Origin of the sequence: Pseudomonas sp. P135, assembly GCF_020312125.1 — a bacterium.
Lineage (GTDB): Bacteria > Pseudomonadota > Gammaproteobacteria > Pseudomonadales > Pseudomonadaceae > Aquipseudomonas > Aquipseudomonas fragariae.
In genome coordinates this window covers 13,266-32,926 of the sequence record NZ_JAGPYR010000011.1, presented here as the reverse complement: position 1 = coordinate 32,926, position 19,661 = coordinate 13,266, and the positions used below count along the sequence as shown (strand labels likewise).

17 protein-coding genes are annotated in these 19,661 nt (G+C 53.0%); 12 read left to right on the top strand and 5 right to left on the bottom strand.

The window, feature by feature from the left end:
* Positions 1-15: 15 nt before the first annotated feature.
* On the top strand, positions 16-798 hold the full coding sequence (locus tag KBY08_RS17240; RefSeq protein ID WP_111522629.1) for an NAD(P)H-dependent oxidoreductase: 783 nt from the start codon (positions 16-18) through the stop codon (positions 796-798).
* A gap of 60 nt (positions 799-858) precedes the next feature.
* Here KBY08_RS17240 and KBY08_RS17235 read toward each other — a convergent pair whose 3' ends face one another.
* Both KBY08_RS17235 and KBY08_RS17230 read right to left on the bottom strand, forming a co-directional pair.
* Positions 859-1,887, bottom strand: a complete 1,029-nt coding sequence (locus tag KBY08_RS17235) for an alpha/beta hydrolase (protein ID WP_111522628.1) — start codon at positions 1,885-1,887, stop codon at positions 859-861.
* Between the two features lie 11 nt (positions 1,888-1,898).
* Positions 1,899-3,146: an MFS transporter gene (locus tag KBY08_RS17230; RefSeq protein ID WP_111522627.1), complete on the bottom strand. Its 1,248-nt coding sequence runs from the start codon at positions 3,144-3,146 to the stop codon at positions 1,899-1,901.
* Positions 3,147-3,252: 106 nt separating this feature from the next.
* On the opposite strand from KBY08_RS17230, the gene KBY08_RS17225 reads away from it, so the two are divergent.
* Entirely contained in the window at positions 3,253-4,146 is an 894-nt protein-coding gene (locus tag KBY08_RS17225; RefSeq protein ID WP_003425485.1) for a LysR family transcriptional regulator, read from the top strand.
* Positions 4,147-4,161: 15 nt separating this feature from the next.
* Here KBY08_RS17225 and KBY08_RS17220 read toward each other — a convergent pair whose 3' ends face one another.
* Complete coding sequence (locus KBY08_RS17220) at positions 4,162-5,274, bottom strand: XAC2610-related protein (RefSeq protein ID WP_111522626.1); 1,113 nt, start codon at positions 5,272-5,274, stop codon at positions 4,162-4,164.
* A 159-nt stretch (positions 5,275-5,433) separates the two neighbouring features.
* Here KBY08_RS17220 and KBY08_RS17215 point away from each other — a divergent pair, with 159 nt between their 5' ends.
* The 5 genes from KBY08_RS17215 to KBY08_RS17195 all read left to right on the top strand — a co-directional run bounded on the left by KBY08_RS17215 (position 5,434) and on the right by KBY08_RS17195 (position 13,133).
* A complete protein-coding gene (locus KBY08_RS17215; protein ID WP_111522625.1) occupies positions 5,434-6,744 on the top strand; it encodes a mechanosensitive ion channel family protein in 1,311 nt (436 codons plus the stop codon).
* 658 nt (positions 6,745-7,402) lie between these two features.
* Positions 7,403-8,932: an SIR2 family protein gene (locus tag KBY08_RS17210; RefSeq protein ID WP_059404005.1), complete on the top strand. Its 1,530-nt coding sequence runs from the start codon at positions 7,403-7,405 to the stop codon at positions 8,930-8,932.
* 160 nt (positions 8,933-9,092) lie between these two features.
* Positions 9,093-10,493 (top strand): hypothetical protein, encoded by a 1,401-nt coding sequence (locus KBY08_RS17205; protein ID WP_141251108.1) that lies wholly within the window; start codon positions 9,093-9,095, stop codon positions 10,491-10,493.
* A gap of 58 nt (positions 10,494-10,551) precedes the next feature.
* Complete coding sequence (locus KBY08_RS17200; protein ID WP_096126654.1) at positions 10,552-12,117, top strand: ATP-dependent nuclease; 1,566 nt, start codon at positions 10,552-10,554, stop codon at positions 12,115-12,117.
* Positions 12,102-13,133, top strand: a complete 1,032-nt coding sequence (locus KBY08_RS17195; protein ID WP_096126655.1) for an AAA family ATPase — start codon at positions 12,102-12,104, stop codon at positions 13,131-13,133. The genes KBY08_RS17200 and KBY08_RS17195 overlap by 16 nt, the downstream gene beginning before the upstream one ends.
* A gap of 73 nt (positions 13,134-13,206) precedes the next feature.
* On the opposite strand, the gene KBY08_RS17190 is transcribed toward KBY08_RS17195, so the two are convergent.
* Positions 13,207-13,590: a hypothetical protein gene (locus KBY08_RS17190; RefSeq protein ID WP_096126656.1), complete on the bottom strand. Its 384-nt coding sequence runs from the start codon at positions 13,588-13,590 to the stop codon at positions 13,207-13,209.
* Between the two features lie 159 nt (positions 13,591-13,749).
* Here KBY08_RS17190 and KBY08_RS17185 point away from each other — a divergent pair, with 159 nt between their 5' ends.
* From KBY08_RS17185 to KBY08_RS17170, 5 genes are all read left to right on the top strand, one after another.
* Positions 13,750-14,001, top strand: a complete 252-nt coding sequence (locus KBY08_RS17185; protein WP_225651226.1) for a type II toxin-antitoxin system RelE/ParE family toxin — start codon at positions 13,750-13,752, stop codon at positions 13,999-14,001.
* A 276-nt stretch (positions 14,002-14,277) separates the two neighbouring features.
* Positions 14,278-15,291: a hypothetical protein gene (locus tag KBY08_RS26860; RefSeq protein ID WP_225651223.1), complete on the top strand. Its 1,014-nt coding sequence runs from the start codon at positions 14,278-14,280 to the stop codon at positions 15,289-15,291.
* Positions 15,288-16,397 (top strand): alpha/beta hydrolase domain-containing protein, encoded by a 1,110-nt coding sequence (locus KBY08_RS26855; protein ID WP_240875707.1) that lies wholly within the window; start codon positions 15,288-15,290, stop codon positions 16,395-16,397. Before KBY08_RS26860 ends, KBY08_RS26855 begins: the two co-directional genes overlap by 4 nt.
* A 38-nt stretch (positions 16,398-16,435) precedes the next feature.
* Complete coding sequence (locus tag KBY08_RS26525) at positions 16,436-16,687, top strand: hypothetical protein (protein ID WP_024638910.1); 252 nt, start codon at positions 16,436-16,438, stop codon at positions 16,685-16,687.
* A 265-nt stretch (positions 16,688-16,952) separates the two neighbouring features.
* Entirely contained in the window at positions 16,953-18,011 is a 1,059-nt protein-coding gene (locus KBY08_RS17170) for a hypothetical protein (RefSeq protein ID WP_111522624.1), read from the top strand.
* Between the two features lie 56 nt (positions 18,012-18,067).
* On the opposite strand, the gene KBY08_RS26520 is transcribed toward KBY08_RS17170, so the two are convergent.
* Positions 18,068-19,429: a HEPN domain-containing protein gene (locus KBY08_RS26520; protein WP_024638908.1), complete on the bottom strand. Its 1,362-nt coding sequence runs from the start codon at positions 19,427-19,429 to the stop codon at positions 18,068-18,070.
* Positions 19,430-19,661: the final 232 nt, after the last annotated feature.

The following is a 19,661-nucleotide window of genomic DNA, read 5'->3' as shown; positions in this document are numbered from 1 at the left end:
AAACCGGAACCCCTCATGAACGTACTTATTGTCTACGCCCACCCCGAACCGCGCTCGCTGAACGGGTCGTTGAAAGACTTCGCCGTCGATCATCTGCAGAACAACGGCCATCAGGTGCAGGTGTCCGACCTTTACCAGATGGGCTGGAAGCCGATCATCGACGCCAACGATGCACCCGGTCTCGAGAGCAGCAGCCGCTTTGACCCTGCCCTTGAGTCACAACGCGTATTTGCCGCCGGTATTCAGCCGCCGGACATCGAGGCCGAACAGGCCCGATTGCTCTGGGCAGACGCCGTCATATTTCAGTTTCCGCTCTGGTGGTTTTCGATGCCCGCGATCATGAAAGGCTGGATAGAGCGGGTATACGCCTGTGGTTTCGCCTACGGCGTGGGCGAGCACAGCGACCAGCACTGGGGTGATCGATACGGTGAAGGAACGCTGGCAGGCAAGCGCGCCATGCTGACGGTGACCATGGGCGGCTGGGAGTCCCATTACAGCGAGCGTGGCGTAAACGGGGCGCTGAACGATGTGCTCTTTCCTATCCAGCACGGCATCCTGTTCTATCCAGGCTTCGATGTGCTCGCGCCCTTCCCCGTGTACCGGGCAGGCAAGGTGGACAGCGCAACCTTTGCGCGGATTTGCGTCGACTACGGCAACCGTCTGGATACCCTGTTCACCCTTGAGCCCTTGCCATTTCGCAGGCAGAACGACGGCGACTACGAGATCCCGGCACTGACCTTGCGTCCTGAGCTTGCAGCGGGTCGGCAAGGGCTGGGCATTCACCTGCGCGATCAATGACTGATAATGAAAAGGCCCTGCAGTTGCAGGGCCTTCTCATGCTTAGCGCTTTTTGACGGACTACTTCAGGTTGTTTTTGAAAAACTCGCCCAGCTTGTCGAACGGGATAAGATCGACCCGATCATAAAGGTCCACATGCCCGGCCTCCGGCACAATGATCAGTTGCTTGGGCTGGCCGGCCAGTTTGTACGCCTCCTCGCTGAACTCCAGAGAGTGCGCCTTTGAGCCTGCGATGAACAACATCGGCCGTGGCGAGATGGTCGCGATGTCGTTGAACGGATAGAAGTTCATGAACTTGATGTTGCTGGTCAGCGTCGGGTGAGTGGTCAACTCGGGGGACTGGCCTTCGGGCGTGAACTCGCCGCGTGGCGTGCGGTAGAAGTCGTAGAACTCACGTTCGATCGGGGCGGATGTGTCAGTCAGTTTGTGTACCGTGCCGCTGGTATACGCAGTGTCGCCGCCGCTGTATTCCACGTCGCGCTGCAGTGCCGCCTGCTCGATGATCTTCTTGCGCTGCGCCAGCGTCTGCGAATGTTTCAGGCCGTTGCGATTGGCGGCGCCCATGTCATACATGCTCACCGTGGCAATGGCTTTCATGCGCGGGTCGATCTTCGCGGCACTGATGACAAAGCTGCCACTGCCGCAAATCCCCAGAACACCGATTCGGTTTTTGTCCACGAAGGTCTGAGTGCCCAGAAAGTCCACTGCGGCACTGAAGTCTTCGGCGTAGAGATCCGGTGAAACGGCGTTACGCGGCTGGCCTTCACTGCCGCCCCAGAACGACAGGTCCAGCGACAAGGTGACAAACCCTTGTTCAGCCAGTTTCTGCGCGTACAGATTGGCGCTTTGCTCCTTCACCGCCCCCATCGGATGGCCGACGATGATGGCCGGAGCTTTAACGTTCGGGTTCGAGCCTTTGGGTATAAACAGATTGCCCGCGACTTTCATCTTGTACTGGTTGTTGAACAGCACTTTTTGCGCAACGACCTTGTCGCTTGTGTAGAAATTATCGGCACCGTGAGACATGTCTGCTCCTGTCGCAGCGTATGAGCTTATTAAAAGCCCAAGCATCAAAAGAATCTTTTTCATGGCGTGTTACCTCATTGAGAAATTGACCCGCGTTTATCTGCCCGGCCCTGACCGGTGTTTTTTTCCTGCAGGGACGCGTCGTCGCGCGCCGTCCAGGCCAGCGCGGCCGAACACGCCAGTAACACGCCACCGAATGCGAACGGGCTCCACCAACCGAGTCTGTCGAACAGCGCGCCGCCGATGCCGGCCCCGGCGGTGATCGCCAATTGAATGGTCGCCACCATCAGGCCGCCGCCTGCCTCGGCATCGTCGGGCAGCGTGCGGCTCAACCACAGGCCCCAGGCGACTGGCGCCGGCGTGGCAATCAGGCCCCAGACGGCAAGCACAATGGCGACGGCCTGAGGCGAATGGCCCAGACCAGTGAGCGCCACGGCCAGCACCGCCATCAGCAGCGGAATGGCGATCAGGCAGGCATACAGGCCTTTGTGCAGCAGCCTGCCGATCAGGTAGGTGCCGACCAGCCCGCTGGCCCCCAGCGCCAAAAGCATCAGGGACAACGTGTTGACGCTGACGCCGGTGATCTCTTCCAGAAACGGGCGCAGGTAGGTGAAGACGGCGAACTGGCCCATGAACAGCAACAGGATCGAGCTCATGCCGACGGCCACTTGCGGGTTACGCAGCAGGCGGAACGGATTGCGTGCCCGGTTGTGCGGCTGGCTGCGCATGGCCGGCAGGCTCAGCCATTGCCAGGCAAACGCCAGCGCCGCGAGCGGGATGACCAGGAAAAACGCGCCGCGCCAGCCGATGTATTGGCCCATGAAGCTGCCCAATGGTGCGGCGACCGTCGCCGCCAGCGCATTGCCGCCGTTGATCAGCGCCAGGCCCTTGGCGACCGATTGCTTGGGCACCAGCTTCATCACGGTGGCGGTCGACATCGACCAGAAGCCGCCAATGGCAATCCCGAGCAATGCACGGCCTGTCATGAACAACCAGCCGTTGGAGGCCAGCGTGACGATCACGCCAGACACCAGCAGCAACAGGCTGAAGCCCAGCAGGACAGGCTTGCGATCCAGATGCCCGGTCAGCGGCGTGTTCAGCAGACTGGTCAGCACGGCAAAAAAGCCGGAGATCGAAATCGCCTGCCCGGCCTGCCCCTGACTGATGCCCAGATCCTGCGCGATGGGTGTCAGCAGGCTGACCGGCATGAACTCCGACGCAATCAGCACCACCACACACAGCGCCATCGAAAATACGGCGCCCCAGGCTGGCGGATGTGTTGTCGCCTCAGCCCCCTTTAGCGTTGAATCGAATGCTTGCATGCGTCACTGACCTGGCGATGTTGAAAATAGTCGGCACAGGTTAGGGCAAAGGTATTAGGATGATTAGACACTACAATTTATACGCGCTTGTGAGAAGGATTCAGCAATGAGCACACCCAAACTCAATGATCTGCAAGCCTTCCTGCAGGTAGCACGCGATCAGAGCTTTACCAAGGCCGCCACCAAACTGGGCGTTACGCCTTCAGCCCTGAGCCACACCCTGCGCGGCCTTGAAGAGCGCATGGGCCTGCGCCTGCTGGCGAGAACCACCCGCAACGTAGCCCCGACCGAAGCCGGCGAACGGCTGATGCGCTCGATCGGGCCGCTGCTGGATCAGATTGCCGCAGAAGTCGAAGTGCTGGGCGAACTGCGTGACAAGCCCGCCGGCACCATTCGCATTACCTGCTCCGATGACGCCGCAGAAGGCATCATCCGCCCGATGCTTGCAGGGTTTCTCGCACAGTACCCGGATATCCAGATCGAGATCTGCATCGACTACGGCTTCACCAATATTGTCAGCGAACGTTTCGATGCAGGCATCCGTCTGGGTGAATCCATCAGCAAGGACATGATTGCCGTACGCCTAGGACCTGACTGGCGCTTGTCAGTGGTCGGGTCGCCTGCCTACTTCGAGCGACACCCCGTCCCGCTGCAGCCGCAGGACCTGACCCAGCACACCTGCATCAACATCCGTCACTCGCCAAACGGCAGTTGCTACGCCTGGGAGTTCGAGAAGGGCAGCCGCAAGCTCAATATTCGGGTCAATGGGCAATTCACGTCGAACAGCATGATTCATGTGCTCAACGCCGCACTGGACGGCGTGGGCCTGGCCTACGTGCCGGACTCCATGGCCGAGCCGCACATCGCCAGCGGACGCCTGAAAGAAGTGCTGGTCGACTGGAGCCCGTATTTCGAAGGCTTTCACTTGTACTACCCGAACCGGCGACAGGCGTCGCCGGCGTTCAGTGCGTTTGTCGAGGCGGTGAGGTATCGGGGCTAGCCCCCCGCCGCCTGATTACTGCGCGGCTTTCAACGCATCCGCGACCTTGTTCAGCGAACCTTGAGCGGGCTCGGCAAGCAGTTTCAGCTCGGTGGTTTTGCCACGCACCACCACTTGCATGGCGGTGGGCGCACCCTTTGCGTCACCCACGATCCGGTAAGCGGTGTCGCCGCGCACGAAGCTCAATACGTGACTGGCAGCGTCGTACTTCAGTTGCTCACCTTCAGCCTGGGGAAACAGCAGCCCGACCTGATTCTTGCTGTCCACGGCCGCGTAGAACACCGGGCTTGCGTCCCCTGAGCGGAACAACACAATGCGCTTGCCGGACGGCGCGAGCCTGAACGACAGGAGAATCTCACGCTGCTCGTCTTCCTCCCAGACGATGCTGGTGGTGTGCGTCATCTTGCCATTCTGATTGCGACTGACTGTTTCAGTCGGCAGTCCCGACCCACCGGTATGGTCAAGAACCGTCTGCGTTTCCAGAACCGGCTCGCCATTACGGATGCTATACGTAGACGTCTGGTGCCAGCAGCAACCGTCCTTGGTCATGGTCTCGATCTTGCGGGTTTTCTCATCCACGCTGAACAGGCCGCAGTTGTTTTGCGCCAGTTGGGTAAACGAATCGCTGCGCCGAAAACCATCGGCCGTGCCGAGAAAGACCTGATACGAGGGGCCGTGGTAACAGCTGTTCTGCCCGTCCATCAAGGCCAGATCCTTGATGCCATCGAAGTTGAAATCCTGATAGATCAGTACGCTCTGTTCGCCATAGGGCAACTCGTGCACGTTGGTTTTGACCTTGCCGGTTTTCGGGTCAGTGCCAAGCACCAGCTCATCGGACTGCACGCGGATCAAGGCCGCACCGCTGGCCTTGTCGTACACGTTGATGACGCCGGGACGAAACACATCGTCCTTGGCTGAAATATCCAGCGTCGCACGGTATTTATCGGAAAAATCCTGCAGGGTGTAGTTCTCCCGAGGGGAGCCCGCAAAGCCTGCTGCGTCCATTTCACCGTAGGTCGGTAACGCACCGGCCGCACTGACCAGTGTCGACGAGGCCAGGCCGAGCAGTACCCACAAGGCCTGCAACCCGAGACGTGACGCACAGCGTTGAACGATGGATAGGTGCAAGACGCAACTCCTTTGATAATGAGCGATGAGTCTACTTCAGCAATTGATACAATTTGAAATCATTGCTCAACGTGCACTTCGTGCTCACAGGCCGCCCCGTCCGACCCGGTAAATGTTCTAATCACGCCCCCCTCTTCGCTCAACGGGCCCGATGCTTTTATGGATATTCACTCGCTTTGGCTCAAGACCCAGGAACTCTGGGACATGCTCGATCAGCACCCGTGGGTACGCACCGGGCTGGCCCTGATCCTGTTGCTGACCGCCGCACTGGTGCTTGGCCGCGTGGCGCGCTTTCTGGTGCTGTACGCCGTCAGGATGCTCGGCCGTCAGCCGTCCCTGCACTGGATCAACGACTTCCGCCACAACAAGGTTTTCCATCGCCTGGCGCAGATGGTGCCGTCGCTGGTCATTCAGTTCGGCCTCACGCTGGTCCCGGGCCTGAGCACTGCGGGCCGGAACGTGATCGGCAACATCGCCATGGCGTTCACCATCCTGTTCATGACCCTGGCCATCGGCACCCTGCTCAATGCCCTGCTGGACATCTACGCACGCACCGAACACGCCCGCACGCGCTCCATCAAGGGTTACGTGCAGCTGTCGAAAATGATCCTGTACGTCTTCGCCGGGATCATCATCGTCGCCACCCTGATCGACCGTTCGCCGCTGCTACTGCTGTCCGGCCTCGGCGCCATGTCGGCGGTCATCCTGTTGGTCTACAAAGACACCCTGCTCTCGTTCGTCGCCAGTGTGCAACTGACCAGCAACGACATGCTGCGCGTCGGCGACTGGATCGAAATGCCGCAAGTCGGCGCGGACGGCGACGTGGTGGACATCACCCTGCACACCGTCAAGGTGCAGAACTTCGACAAAACCATTGTCTCCATCCCGACCTGGCGCCTGATGTCAGAGTCGTTCCGCAACTGGCGCGGCATGCAGCAATCCGGCGGACGGCGCATCAAGCGCAGCCTGTTCATCGACGCCAGCGGCGTGCGCTTCGTGCGTGACGATGAAGAACAGCAACTCATGCAAATCCACCTGCTCACCGACTACATCGGCCGCAAACAGGCCGAACTGCTGGCCTGGAACCAGGCACAAGGCAACGTCGCAAAAATGTCCGCCAACCGCCGGCGCATGACCAACATCGGCACCTTCCGCGCCTACGCCCTGGCGTACCTGAAAAGCCACGTCGACATCAATCCGAACATGACCTGCATGGTTCGCCAGCTGGAACCCACCTCACAGGGCATCCCGCTGGAAATCTACTGCTTCACCCGCACGACGGTGTGGGTGGAGTACGAGCGGATACAGGGGGATATTTTCGATTACCTGATTACGGTGATGCCGGAGTTCGGGTTGAGTTTGTATCAGCAGCCTAGTGGGGCGGATATGCGGGTGGGGTTGAGGGGGGAGCCGGCGCGGGTGGGGGCTACACCGCTGGTAGAGCCGTTTGCTACAGAACATTCAGGCTGAGAGACGCAGATAATGCGTAACTGAATGTTCAAGATGGATTCACACCCCGTAGGGGCTGGATCAGCAGCGATGAGAAACTTTTCACTGTGGTTCCAATTCCGACCATAAACCACTGCGTCCAATCCCGGCCATTAACGTTCCGTAGTCTTCAAAGTTACAGACATTCACCTCAGCCTGGCTCGTCCACGTGGCTTCACATTCTTCACACACCCACAGCAAAATTTGTGCAGAGCGGACACGCATTGCTCGAACGTAACCTTGGCCGCACCCTTGGCACTCAATCAGCATGTAAATAATCTCTGACAGAACTTCTGTGTAGTCTAATCCTATAGGCCGCTTTTGGCGGATAGCAGTCGGTTATCACTGGTCGTTCTCGACTCATAGCTGCCTTCCACCGGAATGCAGGAATCGGCCAGATGCAATGCGCGCCTCAAAACCTTGAGCTCGCTGGGGGGGGGGTGAGTAGATACATCATTTTCACCTCCGTAGAAAGCCCAAGGATAATCAGCGTCTTTCCTAGGCTGCAATATGAACAGCGTGCCCCCTCAGAGCCAACAGATCAAATAGTTCACGGCTTGGCTACAGCAGCTATCACGAGATAGCCATCAGCCACCACTGTGCTAAGATACGCGCTTGAGGTTCACGCCAAGGATGAAACATGCGTATTGAAAGTATACTAAAGAATATTGACGAACAAGGCACAAGAAGAGGCTATTCGTTTGAAACTTTTGTACTAAACTTATTAAAATATCACTTATCAACTCAAAATAAAGAGCTTGAGATAGGAAACACCCTGACATTTTTCGATGCCATTGCGCCCAATGGTTTTGATGACTACCGGGGAAAAGTCTGCTTTGAAGTAAAATACGACGCTAAAGGACTACTTTACAAATCATCATCATTCTTATCAAAATTTATAACACAAGTCGAATCAATACCCTTCGACGCTCGCCCCAAGACACTAATAATAATATCTGCAACCAGCATCCCGGATCAAGTAAAGGCTTCTATCCAGCGAGTTGGGATCCCCAACTCCAAAAGCACTTGCCGCATAGTTTTTTGGGGGCCAGATGAATTAAATAAATTAGTAACAAAGCACCCAGCAAAAGCTAACGAAATAAGCAATAACTTATTCACCCTGAGATTAGAGGCCGCAGTAAATCCCATAGAGCAAGACTGGCGCAAAAAACGAGACACTATTGTACAGAATCTGAAAGACAGTTTCGACAGAGGGCAGCTTTCATTATTTTTAGGCGCCGGAGTATCAAGCAGTGCAGGAATGCCAGGTTGGGGAAATCTGCTCAACTCACTCTTCATATCCTATCTAACTCAAGAATTTGACACTGACAAAACAATAAACATATCTGAAATCCCAGAAATGGTTGATCGCCTAAACAAAGTCTCTGAATCCTCTCCACTTATGGGTGCGAGATATATTAGAAAGGGGCTTACTGGAAAAACCCCTGCAACTGACAACTTTGTAAATGCAATCACCGAAAGCCTTTATGAACTCAGAAATAAAAGCTTTAACATCAGCTCACCGCTCATCCAAGAAATCGCCACAATGTGCATGCCTAGACGCACAGGAGCCAAAGTTAAATCCGTAGTAAATTATAACTTCGACGATCTACTGGAGAGACAGCTAACAACATCGGGCATTTCTCATCGTAGCATTTACACCGAAAGTGAGGCATACGACCCTGAAGAACTACCCGTATACCATGTTCACGGTTTCCTCCCTGAAAACAGAAAAAACTACAACTCCCTTGAGAAGTCTACATTAGTCTTTTCCGAGGAAGGATATCACCACATCTATACAAACGCATATCACTGGTCAAATCTCGTCCAACTCAATTGCTTGCGAGAGAACAATTGCTTAATGATCGGCCTGTCAATGACCGACCCAAATTTGAGAAGACTCCTTGATATTTCTGCAAGAAGCGTTGAACAGAATAAACATTTTGCATTTATGAAGCGGCTAGACCTTCATGAGTTTTGCTATGAAGTTACGAACGGGGAGCAAAGCACGATTTTAAAGAACACCAAGGGCGCGCAAAAGTTTCTGGACACTCATCACGCACTGAATGAAGAGTTAATGTTGGAGCTGGGTGTCAACATCATATGGTACGAAAATTACGGTGAGATTCCAAAAATTCTGCATATCATCAGCCGCGCACGTGGCAGTTGACTAAATAGCCGCATTGGGCATTCCTACGAGCGCAGGGTAAAGAAGGCTCCAAGGCCAGAAGTACCCGCCTTGAGGTTTGGCTCACAATCTCCTAGAAAGGATTAACCTGTGCTGCTTCGAAGTCCTCGTTGTGACCGGTTTCATCGCCATGGAGGTAGGAGTGAAGAATCATTACGGAATAGAATTTCCTGCCATAGAAAAGCTAGCCACCAAAGCGTTCCCAAAGCTTGAACTGGCTCATCCGCTCTACCAGCGCTTTCCTCGCGAGCAAGTGGGTTTTAGACTCGCGTCTACCCTGCTCCACTCCATTGCTGCAGATCCCGACAGATTAGACGTCGTACTGGGGCTGCAGAACCTACTGATCCTCAAAATCGCCACGTGCGACATTCGAATATCCCGGTTGCGGAAGGCGCAAAATCGCGTTCCTCGTATCCTCGCCCAACCGAAGTACCGCAGCGGTGGCGCTGCTGTCAAAGCACGCTCCACAATGCTCAAGGATCTTCGCAAAGGCATCATGGCGAGACTGGACGAGATCCGCCAACTTGCCTACCTGTGGCGATGCTTTGGGGACGGAATTGCTGCGATTTACCAAAGCCAGCATGCCCTGAGACATCTGCTTTACGACGATAGATATCAGGTGAAGCAGACCGCAGGGGCCATATATGGCAAGGAAGGTTTCGGCCACGAGTACGCCAAGCTGAAGCAGGGCATCGAAATGGGCGTACCCGTGGTGATGTCCGACCTCACTAACATCATTCGTCATGGAGATTTGTGCGCGCTCGCCGGCCCAGATCCAGTTCCACTGGAATTGAAATCGTCCAAGGTCACAGGTGGGCGCGTAGCAAGACAAGCTGAACAGCTCGGTAAAATCACAACCTTTTTCGAACAGGATGAGGCCCGCAATTTTAGGGGATCTATCCGAATCATTCGCACAGAGATGGCGAGCGAAGAGGTCGATCATCGGGAGTTTTTAAACCACGGAATTCAGCAAGCGCTTCGGACTGGCCTCTGGAGTGGAGCTCCCGAGCCGGGACTGCGCTATGTCTGCTATCAAAACGCGATCCTAGAGAATCGCGATTTGGTGTACTTAGAGATTGATAAGTGGGCCACAACCTCTACGTGGGTTACACCGTTGGGCCCTGAGCTATCCTGGCTACCCGCGTACCCATTCACACTGTCAATGTCCCCTCAAAATGCCACCCTCTTCATGCAAGAAGCTTTCGGCATTTTCGTACTCATCGATCTCGAGCTAACCAAACAGCTTTTCAAAAATCTGGATGTTCATTGTGTTTGGCTAATGGATGGCACTCACTCCATGCAAATCTGTCGCGACTCCAACGACCTCATGAAAGGCGCCTACAGGGTAAGTGAGTGTCTGTTTGATCGCGTATCAAAAGAATTCCTGTCCCTATCATGGTTTGTCCAAGAGCGCTCAAGCATCTTTGATGACAGTTGCATACCAGTTTTCACAGAGATAAGCTCAGAGGAAATCATTGCTAAGCATATGGATGGTTGGGCAGACGCACAAGATTTCTACAAGTACCAAGAACCGAAGGTCTAAGCAGCACCGCTGCCGACAGCTGACGCTGAAGAAATACAAGGTTTAATAAGGATAAAAAATGCCGGCCATCACCAAACTAATGCTTCGCAACTTCAAGCAGTTTCCTGAACTGGAAATGGATTTCAACCCAACTAAAAATGTGCTCATTGGAGACAATGAAACAGGCAAAAGTACCGTCCTGCTCGCTATTGATCTCGTGAACAGCGCAAGCCGGAGCCGCGTGGAAACTCTCGGGCTAGAAGCACTTATAAACCGCCAAGCTGTAATGGATTTCCTCAGCGGCGAGAAAAAAGTTTCTGGCCTACCTGAAGTGCTGGCTGATCTGTTCCTTGAGGATGGTGATGAACCGTACTTCCACGGCAAACAAAATCAACTTGGTGATAACTACGACGGTATACGAATGAGGATAGCCGTTCCAGATGACTACCACTTGGCCATCAAGCAGATGCTGGAGCACGATCCACAAAATTTCCCCTTCGAATACTACGCCGTCACCTTCCACACTTTCGCAGGCGAGGGATTCAATAGCTATCGACGCCCTCTAAGGCACCTCCACTTGGACAGTTCTCGCATAGACAGCGAGTATGCTGCCAGGGAATATACCCGAACAGTCTTCGGACTTAATGCTGAGATTCCAGAGCGGCATCGACTTGAAAATTTATATCGAAGAGGTAAAGAAGGCTTCCGCGACAGCCAACTAGGAGAATTAAACAAAAAGTTTCCGCCGTATGAATTTGGAATTCGTACGAGCACTCGAGCCAATCTAGAAACAGATTTGGTAATTACCAAAGATGGTATTTCAATCGAAAATCGCGGCAAGGGCGAGCAATGCTTCATTAAAACCGAATTTGCGCTAGGTCGTCACGATGCCCGAGGGGGCCTTGATGTTCTCCTGCTTGAGGAACCTGAGAACCATCTCAGCCACACCAACACGAAGAGACTGGTTGAACGCCTCGCACGTACTGAATCGACCCAGCTCTTCGTAGCGACTCATAGCAGCCACATCTGCTCCAGGCTCGATCTCCGACATGCGCTGCTTCTAGGGACATCTCAAAGCACAGGCACGCTCAAAGCACTCTCCGAAAAAACTGCTGGCTTTTTTATGAAGGCTCCTGACAACAGCGTCTTGGAGTTCGCCCTATCCAAGAAGGTCATCCTGGTCGAAGGTGATGCAGAGTTCATTCTCATGGAGGAGCTTTATAAGCGAGTTTCCGGAGGTACAACCCCTCAGGCTGATCACGTACACATAATTTCGATTGGCGGCACTAGCTTCAAGCGCTACTTGGAGCTAGCTAGACTCTTGAGCATCAAGGTTGCCGCGATCAGGGACAATGACAAGAATCACCAACAAAATTGCATTGACAACTATTCAGAGCATATAACCGATAGCGCCAAGATCTTTGCAGATAAAGATCCAAATCGCTATACATTCGAAGTCGGGATGTACCTGGACAACCAGAAGGTTTGCAATGAACTGTTCGGCGAGGATAGGAAGACTCTGACGGTGCAGGAATACATGCTGAAGAACAAAGCTGAAGCGGCGTATGAGCTTCTAGAGGCCAACCATGAGAATCTCTCTGTACCTGGCTACATCCAGGAGGCCGTGACATGGATAAGAAAGTAATGTTCGCGGTAGCTGGCTCTGGAAAAACCAGCGAGATCATAAGAAGACTAGCGGAAAACAAACGCGCGATCATAATCACGTACACTGAGAACAACTTTAATCACCTCCGAAGCAAGGTGATTGGTAAGTTTGGGTACATGCCCAAGCACATTACCGTGATGACCTACTTTTCATTTCTACATAGTTTCTGCTACCGCCCGCTTCTTCAGCAGAAAATGAAAACCAAAGGTCTCTACCTCAAGCTACCCTCCGATAAAGTAACACGCGCTCGGGATAAGATGTCTCACTATCGTCATCCCAGCGGGCGCCTCTACTACAACAGACTGGCTAAATTTCTCGATGAGACAAAATCGCACCCTGAAGTCATACGGCGCCTAGAGCGATTTTATGATCAATTATTTGTCGATGAAGTCCAAGATTTTGCAGCAAACGATTTCAACTTGCTGATGGCGTTATCCCCGGTGAAGGCAGACATTCTCTTTGTGGGTGACTTCTACCAGCACACGTTTGACACAAGCAGGGATGGCAACATCAACTGCAACCTTCACAATAATATTGAAAAATACGAAAAGCGGTTCCGCGATTCCGGATACTTTGTTGACAAGAAAACACTCAAGAACAGCTGGAGATGCGGAACGACGGTTTGCGACTTTATCAGAGCCAACCTGAAGATAGAGATATTCCCGGTAAAGGAACGACACACCGCGATAATCAAAATTGAGGATCAGGTTCAAGCTGACGTGATCCATCGTGATAATAATATCGTGAAGCTATTCTACAACACGCACCACCGCTATGAATGCCATTCAAATAACTGGGGAGCATGCAAGGGTCTAGATCACTACAAGGACGTTTGTATCATCCTCAGCAAATCACAGTGGCAACAATACCAAAATGGGCAGTTACACAAGATGAAACCAAGAACAAAAAATAAGCTTTATGTAGCGTGCACTCGTGCTTACGGTAAAGTTTATTTCGCGCCCGAGCATCTATTTGCAGCACACAAAAAATCTTGAGTCACTCAACAGCTGAGTTTCGATGCATCTACCCACCAAGCACGCAATGCAACGCCCTCCTTGCTAGCGATCCCTACTGCAGCACACGCGGAGATAAATGGTGCTGCCCTTTCGAGACCCGCAAATAGTCACGCAGGGACGCTCGCCCATTACCCCTCTGAAACGTCGCTAGTACGTACCGCGAGTTCTCCGTCGTCATCACCCAAAACCTCCCCTCACGTTCGACCTTCAGCACGTCAGAAGTCCTAATCAGGTGACCGTTGCCGAACCGCCCATATTGGTCTTTTCGCTTGTGGCCAAACACCACACCGATACCTGCGCGCGCCCTGATGGATACTCCGCAAAGGTAAGCAGTGACCGGCATGTCGAAACCTTGCTCTTGGGCTTTAATGATTCGCTTGAGGTCGAAATCTGTGTGGCGTTTTCCGTGGAAGTTCATATCTAATGTGTCCAGCATCGTTGGGCTCCGATTGCGGTCTGGATGGAGTTATCAAGAACTGCACACGCAACCAGACGCGCTGGTATCCACACGATCAGGTCATGGCCGAGATGCGTGCGTTTCTAGAGTCGAAGCAGGCTCCGTCAGATGCTGGTTGAGTGACGGCCGGCAGCGCGAATTAACCTGCAGCAAATACTTTCCTATATTGCAGACAGAACCGTACGAGCAGCCAGCGAGCTGGGAATGGCAATAGAAGTAGCCACTTCGGCCCTACCTCAACATCCTTACTTGTATCGCCATGGGCTAGCGCCTGGAACACGGGAAATCGTTGTGCACCCTAATTATCTCGTTGTTTACAAATTGACAGATCGGATCGAGGTTCTAGCGGTGCTTCACGCCAGACAGGTCTACCCTACCGACGCCGGGTAAATCTTCGATTGAGGTGTTGGTGCTTATGTCGAATCAGAAAAGGCCATCGGTCCAGCGGTAATATCTAACTTACCGGTCCAGAAATACCTAAGCACCACCTGACTTTGCAGAAAAACAGCCCATGCTGAAATTGGCAAGGCGTGCTCTCGGAACGCTCACGAATTTACGATAACCGAGCTAGCTGCGAGCTATGCTTGAAGCCCTTTAGTCTGTACAAATCATTGTCATCAGAGCATCAAAAGCCATCCATAAAAAAACGACAAATTGGGGGTAAAGATGAATCGCCTATTTCATGCTGCAGCGTTTGCAAGCGCCATGATGATCGTTGCAGCACCCGCCCAAGCCCGTATTACACAGTTGGAGATCCTGCGGACCGAACCCGCGTTCGGAGGCGAAAGCTTCGGGAATACAGGGGCTTACGAACGCGTCTTTGCGCGCGCTCATGGTGAGTTAGACCCAGGAGCGTCTGGAAACAAGATTATTCAAGACATCGAACTTGCGCCCCGTAACGGTCGTGGGATGGTTGAATACACGACTGATGTTGCAATCCTGCGTCCCGCTGACGTGGCCAAATCGAATGATATTCTTCTATTCGACGTGCCAAATCGAGGCTCTAAGCGCGCGATGTTATTGTTCAACGCTGATATGCAGGGTAGTCCAGCAGCGTTCAACAACTTCGAAGTAGCCGGGGACGGTTTTCTACAGCGCCAGGGTACGACGCTGATCGCGTTTGCCTGGCAGGGGGACGTTGCCCCGGGCGACAACCGCATGATGGTGCAATTGCCGACGGCCATAAATACTGATGGGTCGCCGGTAACAGGTGTGGTGCGCAGTGAGTTGACCACGCTTTCACCGACCGTCAGCCTTAACCTGTCCGCAGGTTGGTTCACCTCCACGCCGCCTCATACCAGCTACAAATCGGTTGAAACCGACAATACCAAAGTGCTCGCGGATGGCTTTCGTCCGACGTTGACGGTGCGTTCGCGGGCAAATGCGCCCCGACAGGAAATTCCAGTGAATGACTGGAAGTTTGGCGATTGCACTACGCCGAACGAAACCCAAATATGCCTACCCGCCGGTTTTCAGCCCGGCAAGCTTTACGAGCTGATTTACCGGGCCAAGGAGCCGGCGGTAATGGGTATCGGTTTTGCGATCGCACGGGATGTTGGTGCGTTTTTCCAGCAGGCTGAGCATGACGATACCGGCGTGCCCAACCCTGTAGTGCATGGGCCAAGGTCAAGTCGATTATCACTGGCTCATCACAATCCGGCCGATTCATCCGCAGCATGATCGCGCTGGGTTTCAACCGCAGCGAGGAAGGTCGTCGGGTCTATGACGGTGCGATGCCGCATATCGGTGGCGGCCTGATGCCGCTCAACATCCGATTTGCTCAACCTGGCCGGGCGTGGGGCCAACAGGTCGATCATGACTACCCTGCTTACGACTTTCCATTTACCTATGGCCGGGAAACCGATCCTGTGACCGGACGCTCGCAGGGTTTGCTGTATCGCTGCAACGATAACAATACTTGCCCTCTGATATTCCACATGGCAACGGCCCTTGAACTTTGGGAGGGACGCCAGTCGCTTGGCCTTACCGATCCACTCGGCTTGCGCGATGCACCTGAACCGGCAAACGTCCGCACTTTTATTATGGCAAGTACGCAGCACGCACCGCCGTCTTTGCCACTCCCGGTTAACCCACCCTTTGGGCTTTGCCAGGTTCAATCAAATCCAAATCCACACACCTGGACAATGCGCGCAGCGTTCATCAATCTCGTTGGCTGGGTTCGTGATGAGACAACACCGCCAGCGTCGATAAAGCCTTCTGTGGCGGACGGCACCCTGGTGCCGGCGGACAGGGTCAGTTTCCCGCTCATCCCCGCGACCAATTACGGTGGCGTTTCGCGCCCCGAGCTCCGCTACACCGGTGCCGTCAATAGCCTGCAAGTGCTTGATTTTGGACCTGGTTTTCGTCCCGAAGACAGCTCTGGCATTCTCACAAACGAGCCGCCGAAATCGGGGGTTGGCAGTTACGGCCTCTTGGTACCTCAAGTGGATGCAGACGGAATTGATGTGGGTGGCGTTCGGGATGTGTATCTGGGTGCTCCCATCGGGACTTACACGGGTTGGAATACCTTCCGGCCCGAATTTTTTGATGGCGGCTTTTGTAACTTCCAAGGCAGCTTCCTCCCGTTTGCCGCGACGAAGAAAGAGCGAATCGTGGCCGGAGATCCTCGCCTTTCTCTGGAGGAACGCTACCCCACGAAGGAGGCGTATGTGTCTGCAGTGAGTAAAGCTGCAGACTCGCTGGTTGAAGCGCGGATGCTGCTTCCTGAAGACCGTGAGCGGCTTGTAAAGGAAGCGCAGGAGAAAGGTGTGCGTGTAGGGCCTTGAGCAGGGGTAAACAGTCGACCACTACAAAGGAGTAATACATGGATTTTCGGTTTCAGATTGCTTCTGATGTGATCAGGGATGGTCTCGGGATTGAACTCATCGACGCAAATGGGCATGTGTGTGCTGAGGTGTTCCGATGTGATGCTAACAACACTTTAACCATCTCGTTGTTCACCGAGGATTTGCCGTATGTGCAGGTTGAGGAGCTAGTGTTACGTGCACGGAAAACATTAGGCCCCTATGAGGATGGAACACCTTTGCCTCCCCCTCTAACCCACAAATGTGCTTAACCCACAGGAACTTGGCTATCACCGCACCATGGGCACTGCTCGATTCTACCCCTCCCGACCGGCCGCATTGGGTCGACTTCTGCCAGTCACGACGGACAGCAGTCGGCCAAAAGCGGTCATTTGTTCTACAACCAGTGCCCTCACTCAGACACCAAGACGAGGGCAGCTTACAACCATGCTTACAGGTATGAGCGAGCAGAATTGATGGCTTGGTAGGAGCGCTCCTGGGTATGATCAAGCGTCAAGGTAAACGGAGGTACTTGTAATGAAATCATTGAGACGACACCGCGACCGCCTACCCGTTTTGGGTTGCTGGCCACAGCAGTGGGTCAAAGATGATGCCGTATGGCATATGTTTGAGTTACAGCTGAAGCCGGACGGGAATGTTGATTGGTATCTTCGTCGCGACGATGTCGCCCATGGCGGCTACGGCCCGATCACCTATCAAGATTACGATGTTGCTGTAACGGAGGCCAAATCCACAAATCTCCTGCTTAAAAATGCTGTAAACAATCTTGCCTTACCGTTTGAACAGTCCGAGTCGATACGTTTGAAAGTGCAAAAAGCGCTGACAGCTGAAGAACGGTTGATGAGCGAGGAAAGGCTCATGTTGATAGAGGCTATCAAGCGACATGAAGCGGACCCTCAACCTCGACTGGAAGACCTGACTGTCTTAAATGGTAACGACGTCCTACGAGCAGAGCTCCATAGGCGCCTACTGCAATATCCCTATGTGCAGCTAGTTTTCTTGGCGCGGTATGGCGCGCTTCTTGAGCGTGAAGGGAACTTCACTTGGCGCAACATCGGAGCTAACAGTCAGAGGGTGGGCGTCTACGCTTACCGCGAGAAAATCGCGCGAGGGTTTGGGATGAGTGGTACTGACCACTGGGGCCAAACCAAAGCTGCAATTCGCGATGCGCTTCTTCCCCGCGCAAACAAGCTACTACACCTTGCCAGCGTGAAACTGTTGCTCGCAGATGCATTGCATCGAGGGCAGCAGGTTTTGATAGTGGGTAGCTTTGTGTTTTGGTACGAGAATGGCAATATTCCTCAGTGGGTAGTGAAGCAAGTAGGTGCTTCTGGTAAGTCGGAGACTGGAGAAGCGATCTGGTATGAAGGTACGATTCTATCCAAAAACCATGGTCGAATCGTTGTGCTGCCTTACATCAAAGAGAACGGGGAGCGAGTGCAGGGACACACCAAAAATGCACCTCATGATGGTAAAGCTCTACCGCGTCAACGGAATGACTACGTCGCACTTCCATTTGAAGTCCTGAAAGGGGACTTAATGTACAGTCTATTCGGTGAATTAAAGTACGAGTAATAAATTAGTAGGGAAGATGATGCGACTACGATGAAGTCGCTATCGGCCAGAAGCTGTTAATTTTTGGCCATTTTGTTTTTCTCAACTTGGTCCGCCCAAGAAATGACTGCTTTGAACCATTTAACTAATTTTTTTTCCTTGAATGCGTTATCTCTCAAACCCTCTATCCCGAAAGCGCATATCGAATAAAACAAGGTCGCTTCAGCTAAATCAACAGCTTCTTGGACCCCTACATGGAGATCCGTAGCTGCTGGAGATATTCCACCGTGAACAAGCTTTGATCTAAACCCGTAAACCCGACGAACAATGCCTCTCCATTCTTCCCTAGAAATTTTATCGTTGATGCATAAAGCAGCAATGCGTTCAGAGAGAGTTGACGTTATGTCATCACGCTCCCCCGTCATAATCAACCTCTCCATTGCAGTGGCGTATTTTATGATCCTGGTGGCATCGCTTTCATCTCTAGTGGCCTCACCAAACCACTGCGCGGCGTCGAGAAATCTCTTACTGAGCGGCCTCAACAGCTTTGGATCCACAACAGTTTCTAAGGCAATGCTCAATAGCTGCTGGTATTCATTATCAGGGCCGAGCATTTGAGACCAGCCATCTGGAAACGTCACTTCCCCGAAATACGCGAACGATGTAGAAGGTTCGAGCACGGCATCCTCATTTATTTGCAGTTTTGCCCTGTGATCATTGGGGAGATGGAGTCCACCAACACGCATACGTCTTGAATGACTTACACCTACCAGCAAATGGAGGCAATTTAAGCCCGCGGTTACAGCCTCAAATGCAAGTCGATCCGAAGTAATTTGATCGCAATCTTTGATGGTGACTTTAGCGACCCAACGAAAATTTCGATAATAACGAATAGCTTCAGCCATTAGCCTTCTTTCGTGAACTTTCTGTTCGGAGGTTTGTGTTCGTCGCTCGACATGATGGATAAGCGCCTTGCGCATTTCAGATCGACTATAAAAAGTCACCGGACCCAATTCAATCTTATGAGGATCTTTGGAGTGCATCAAATGGCAAGGTATAAAGTGCGTAACAGTTTTGCAATGTAGCTTAGCTTGTCTTGCCACATCACTAAGCAGTCTATCCACTTGCTTAGTATCAATATCGACTTTGCCTTTTAAAAAACGTCTACCGAATCCTAGCTTAACTTCTTTATATAATGTCTCCTGCGAGATATTTCCAACTAACCCTGCTCGCCGAGCCGCTTCATCGGCCAACTCTGCCAGTTTCCGAGCAGCAGCAGATCCGCAGATTATCTCTCCACTTTTCTCAGGATGAGAGATCGAGCAGAAACTATCCCAACGATCAATTGTTTTAAAGTCACCTTCCTTGATAATTTTCTGAAACCTGTCGCATTCTGACAGTACAAAATTTACGCTTTGAATCAACTCAAGCTTTGTCACATCCAGTATCTCCTTTTGAGCTTAAACCCATAATTTTATTTCAACGTGATTGCTAACTATATCGGCACCATCGTAACGCTACCTGGCTCTAGGCTTTACCGCTGAGCCGTCGACGATGATTGCCTCAGAGGCCCTGTGACCGACGTGTAAATGTCGGCGCTTACGGCAGGCAGCTATTGGCCGGTAGCCGTCTTCCGCTCCGACAATGGCGCGTCCTGTTCTACTCTCCGAT

Excerpts from the sequence above, each read along its gene's own strand:
- KBY08_RS17240 (WP_111522629.1), top strand. The coding sequence starts at position 16 with ATGAACGTACTTATTGTCTACGCCCACCCCGAACCGCGCTCGCTGAAC.
- KBY08_RS17235 (WP_111522628.1), bottom strand. The coding sequence starts at position 1,887 with ATGAAAAAGATTCTTTTGATGCTTGGGCTTTTAATAAGCTCATACGCT.
- KBY08_RS17230 (WP_111522627.1), bottom strand. The coding sequence starts at position 3,146 with ATGCAAGCATTCGATTCAACGCTAAAGGGGGCTGAGGCGACAACACAT.
- KBY08_RS17225 (WP_003425485.1), top strand. The coding sequence starts at position 3,253 with ATGAGCACACCCAAACTCAATGATCTGCAAGCCTTCCTGCAGGTAGCA.
- KBY08_RS17215 (WP_111522625.1), top strand. The coding sequence starts at position 5,434 with ATGGATATTCACTCGCTTTGGCTCAAGACCCAGGAACTCTGGGACATG.
- KBY08_RS17210 (WP_059404005.1), top strand. The coding sequence starts at position 7,403 with ATGCGTATTGAAAGTATACTAAAGAATATTGACGAACAAGGCACAAGA.
- KBY08_RS17200 (WP_096126654.1), top strand. The coding sequence starts at position 10,552 with ATGCCGGCCATCACCAAACTAATGCTTCGCAACTTCAAGCAGTTTCCT.
- KBY08_RS17195 (WP_096126655.1), top strand. The coding sequence starts at position 12,102 with ATGGATAAGAAAGTAATGTTCGCGGTAGCTGGCTCTGGAAAAACCAGC.
- KBY08_RS17190 (WP_096126656.1), bottom strand. The coding sequence starts at position 13,590 with ATGCTGGACACATTAGATATGAACTTCCACGGAAAACGCCACACAGAT.
- KBY08_RS26860 (WP_225651223.1), top strand. The coding sequence starts at position 14,278 with ATGAATCGCCTATTTCATGCTGCAGCGTTTGCAAGCGCCATGATGATC.
- KBY08_RS26855 (WP_240875707.1), top strand. The coding sequence starts at position 15,288 with ATGATCGCGCTGGGTTTCAACCGCAGCGAGGAAGGTCGTCGGGTCTAT.
- KBY08_RS26525 (WP_024638910.1), top strand. The coding sequence starts at position 16,436 with ATGGATTTTCGGTTTCAGATTGCTTCTGATGTGATCAGGGATGGTCTC.
- KBY08_RS17170 (WP_111522624.1), top strand. The coding sequence starts at position 16,953 with ATGAAATCATTGAGACGACACCGCGACCGCCTACCCGTTTTGGGTTGC.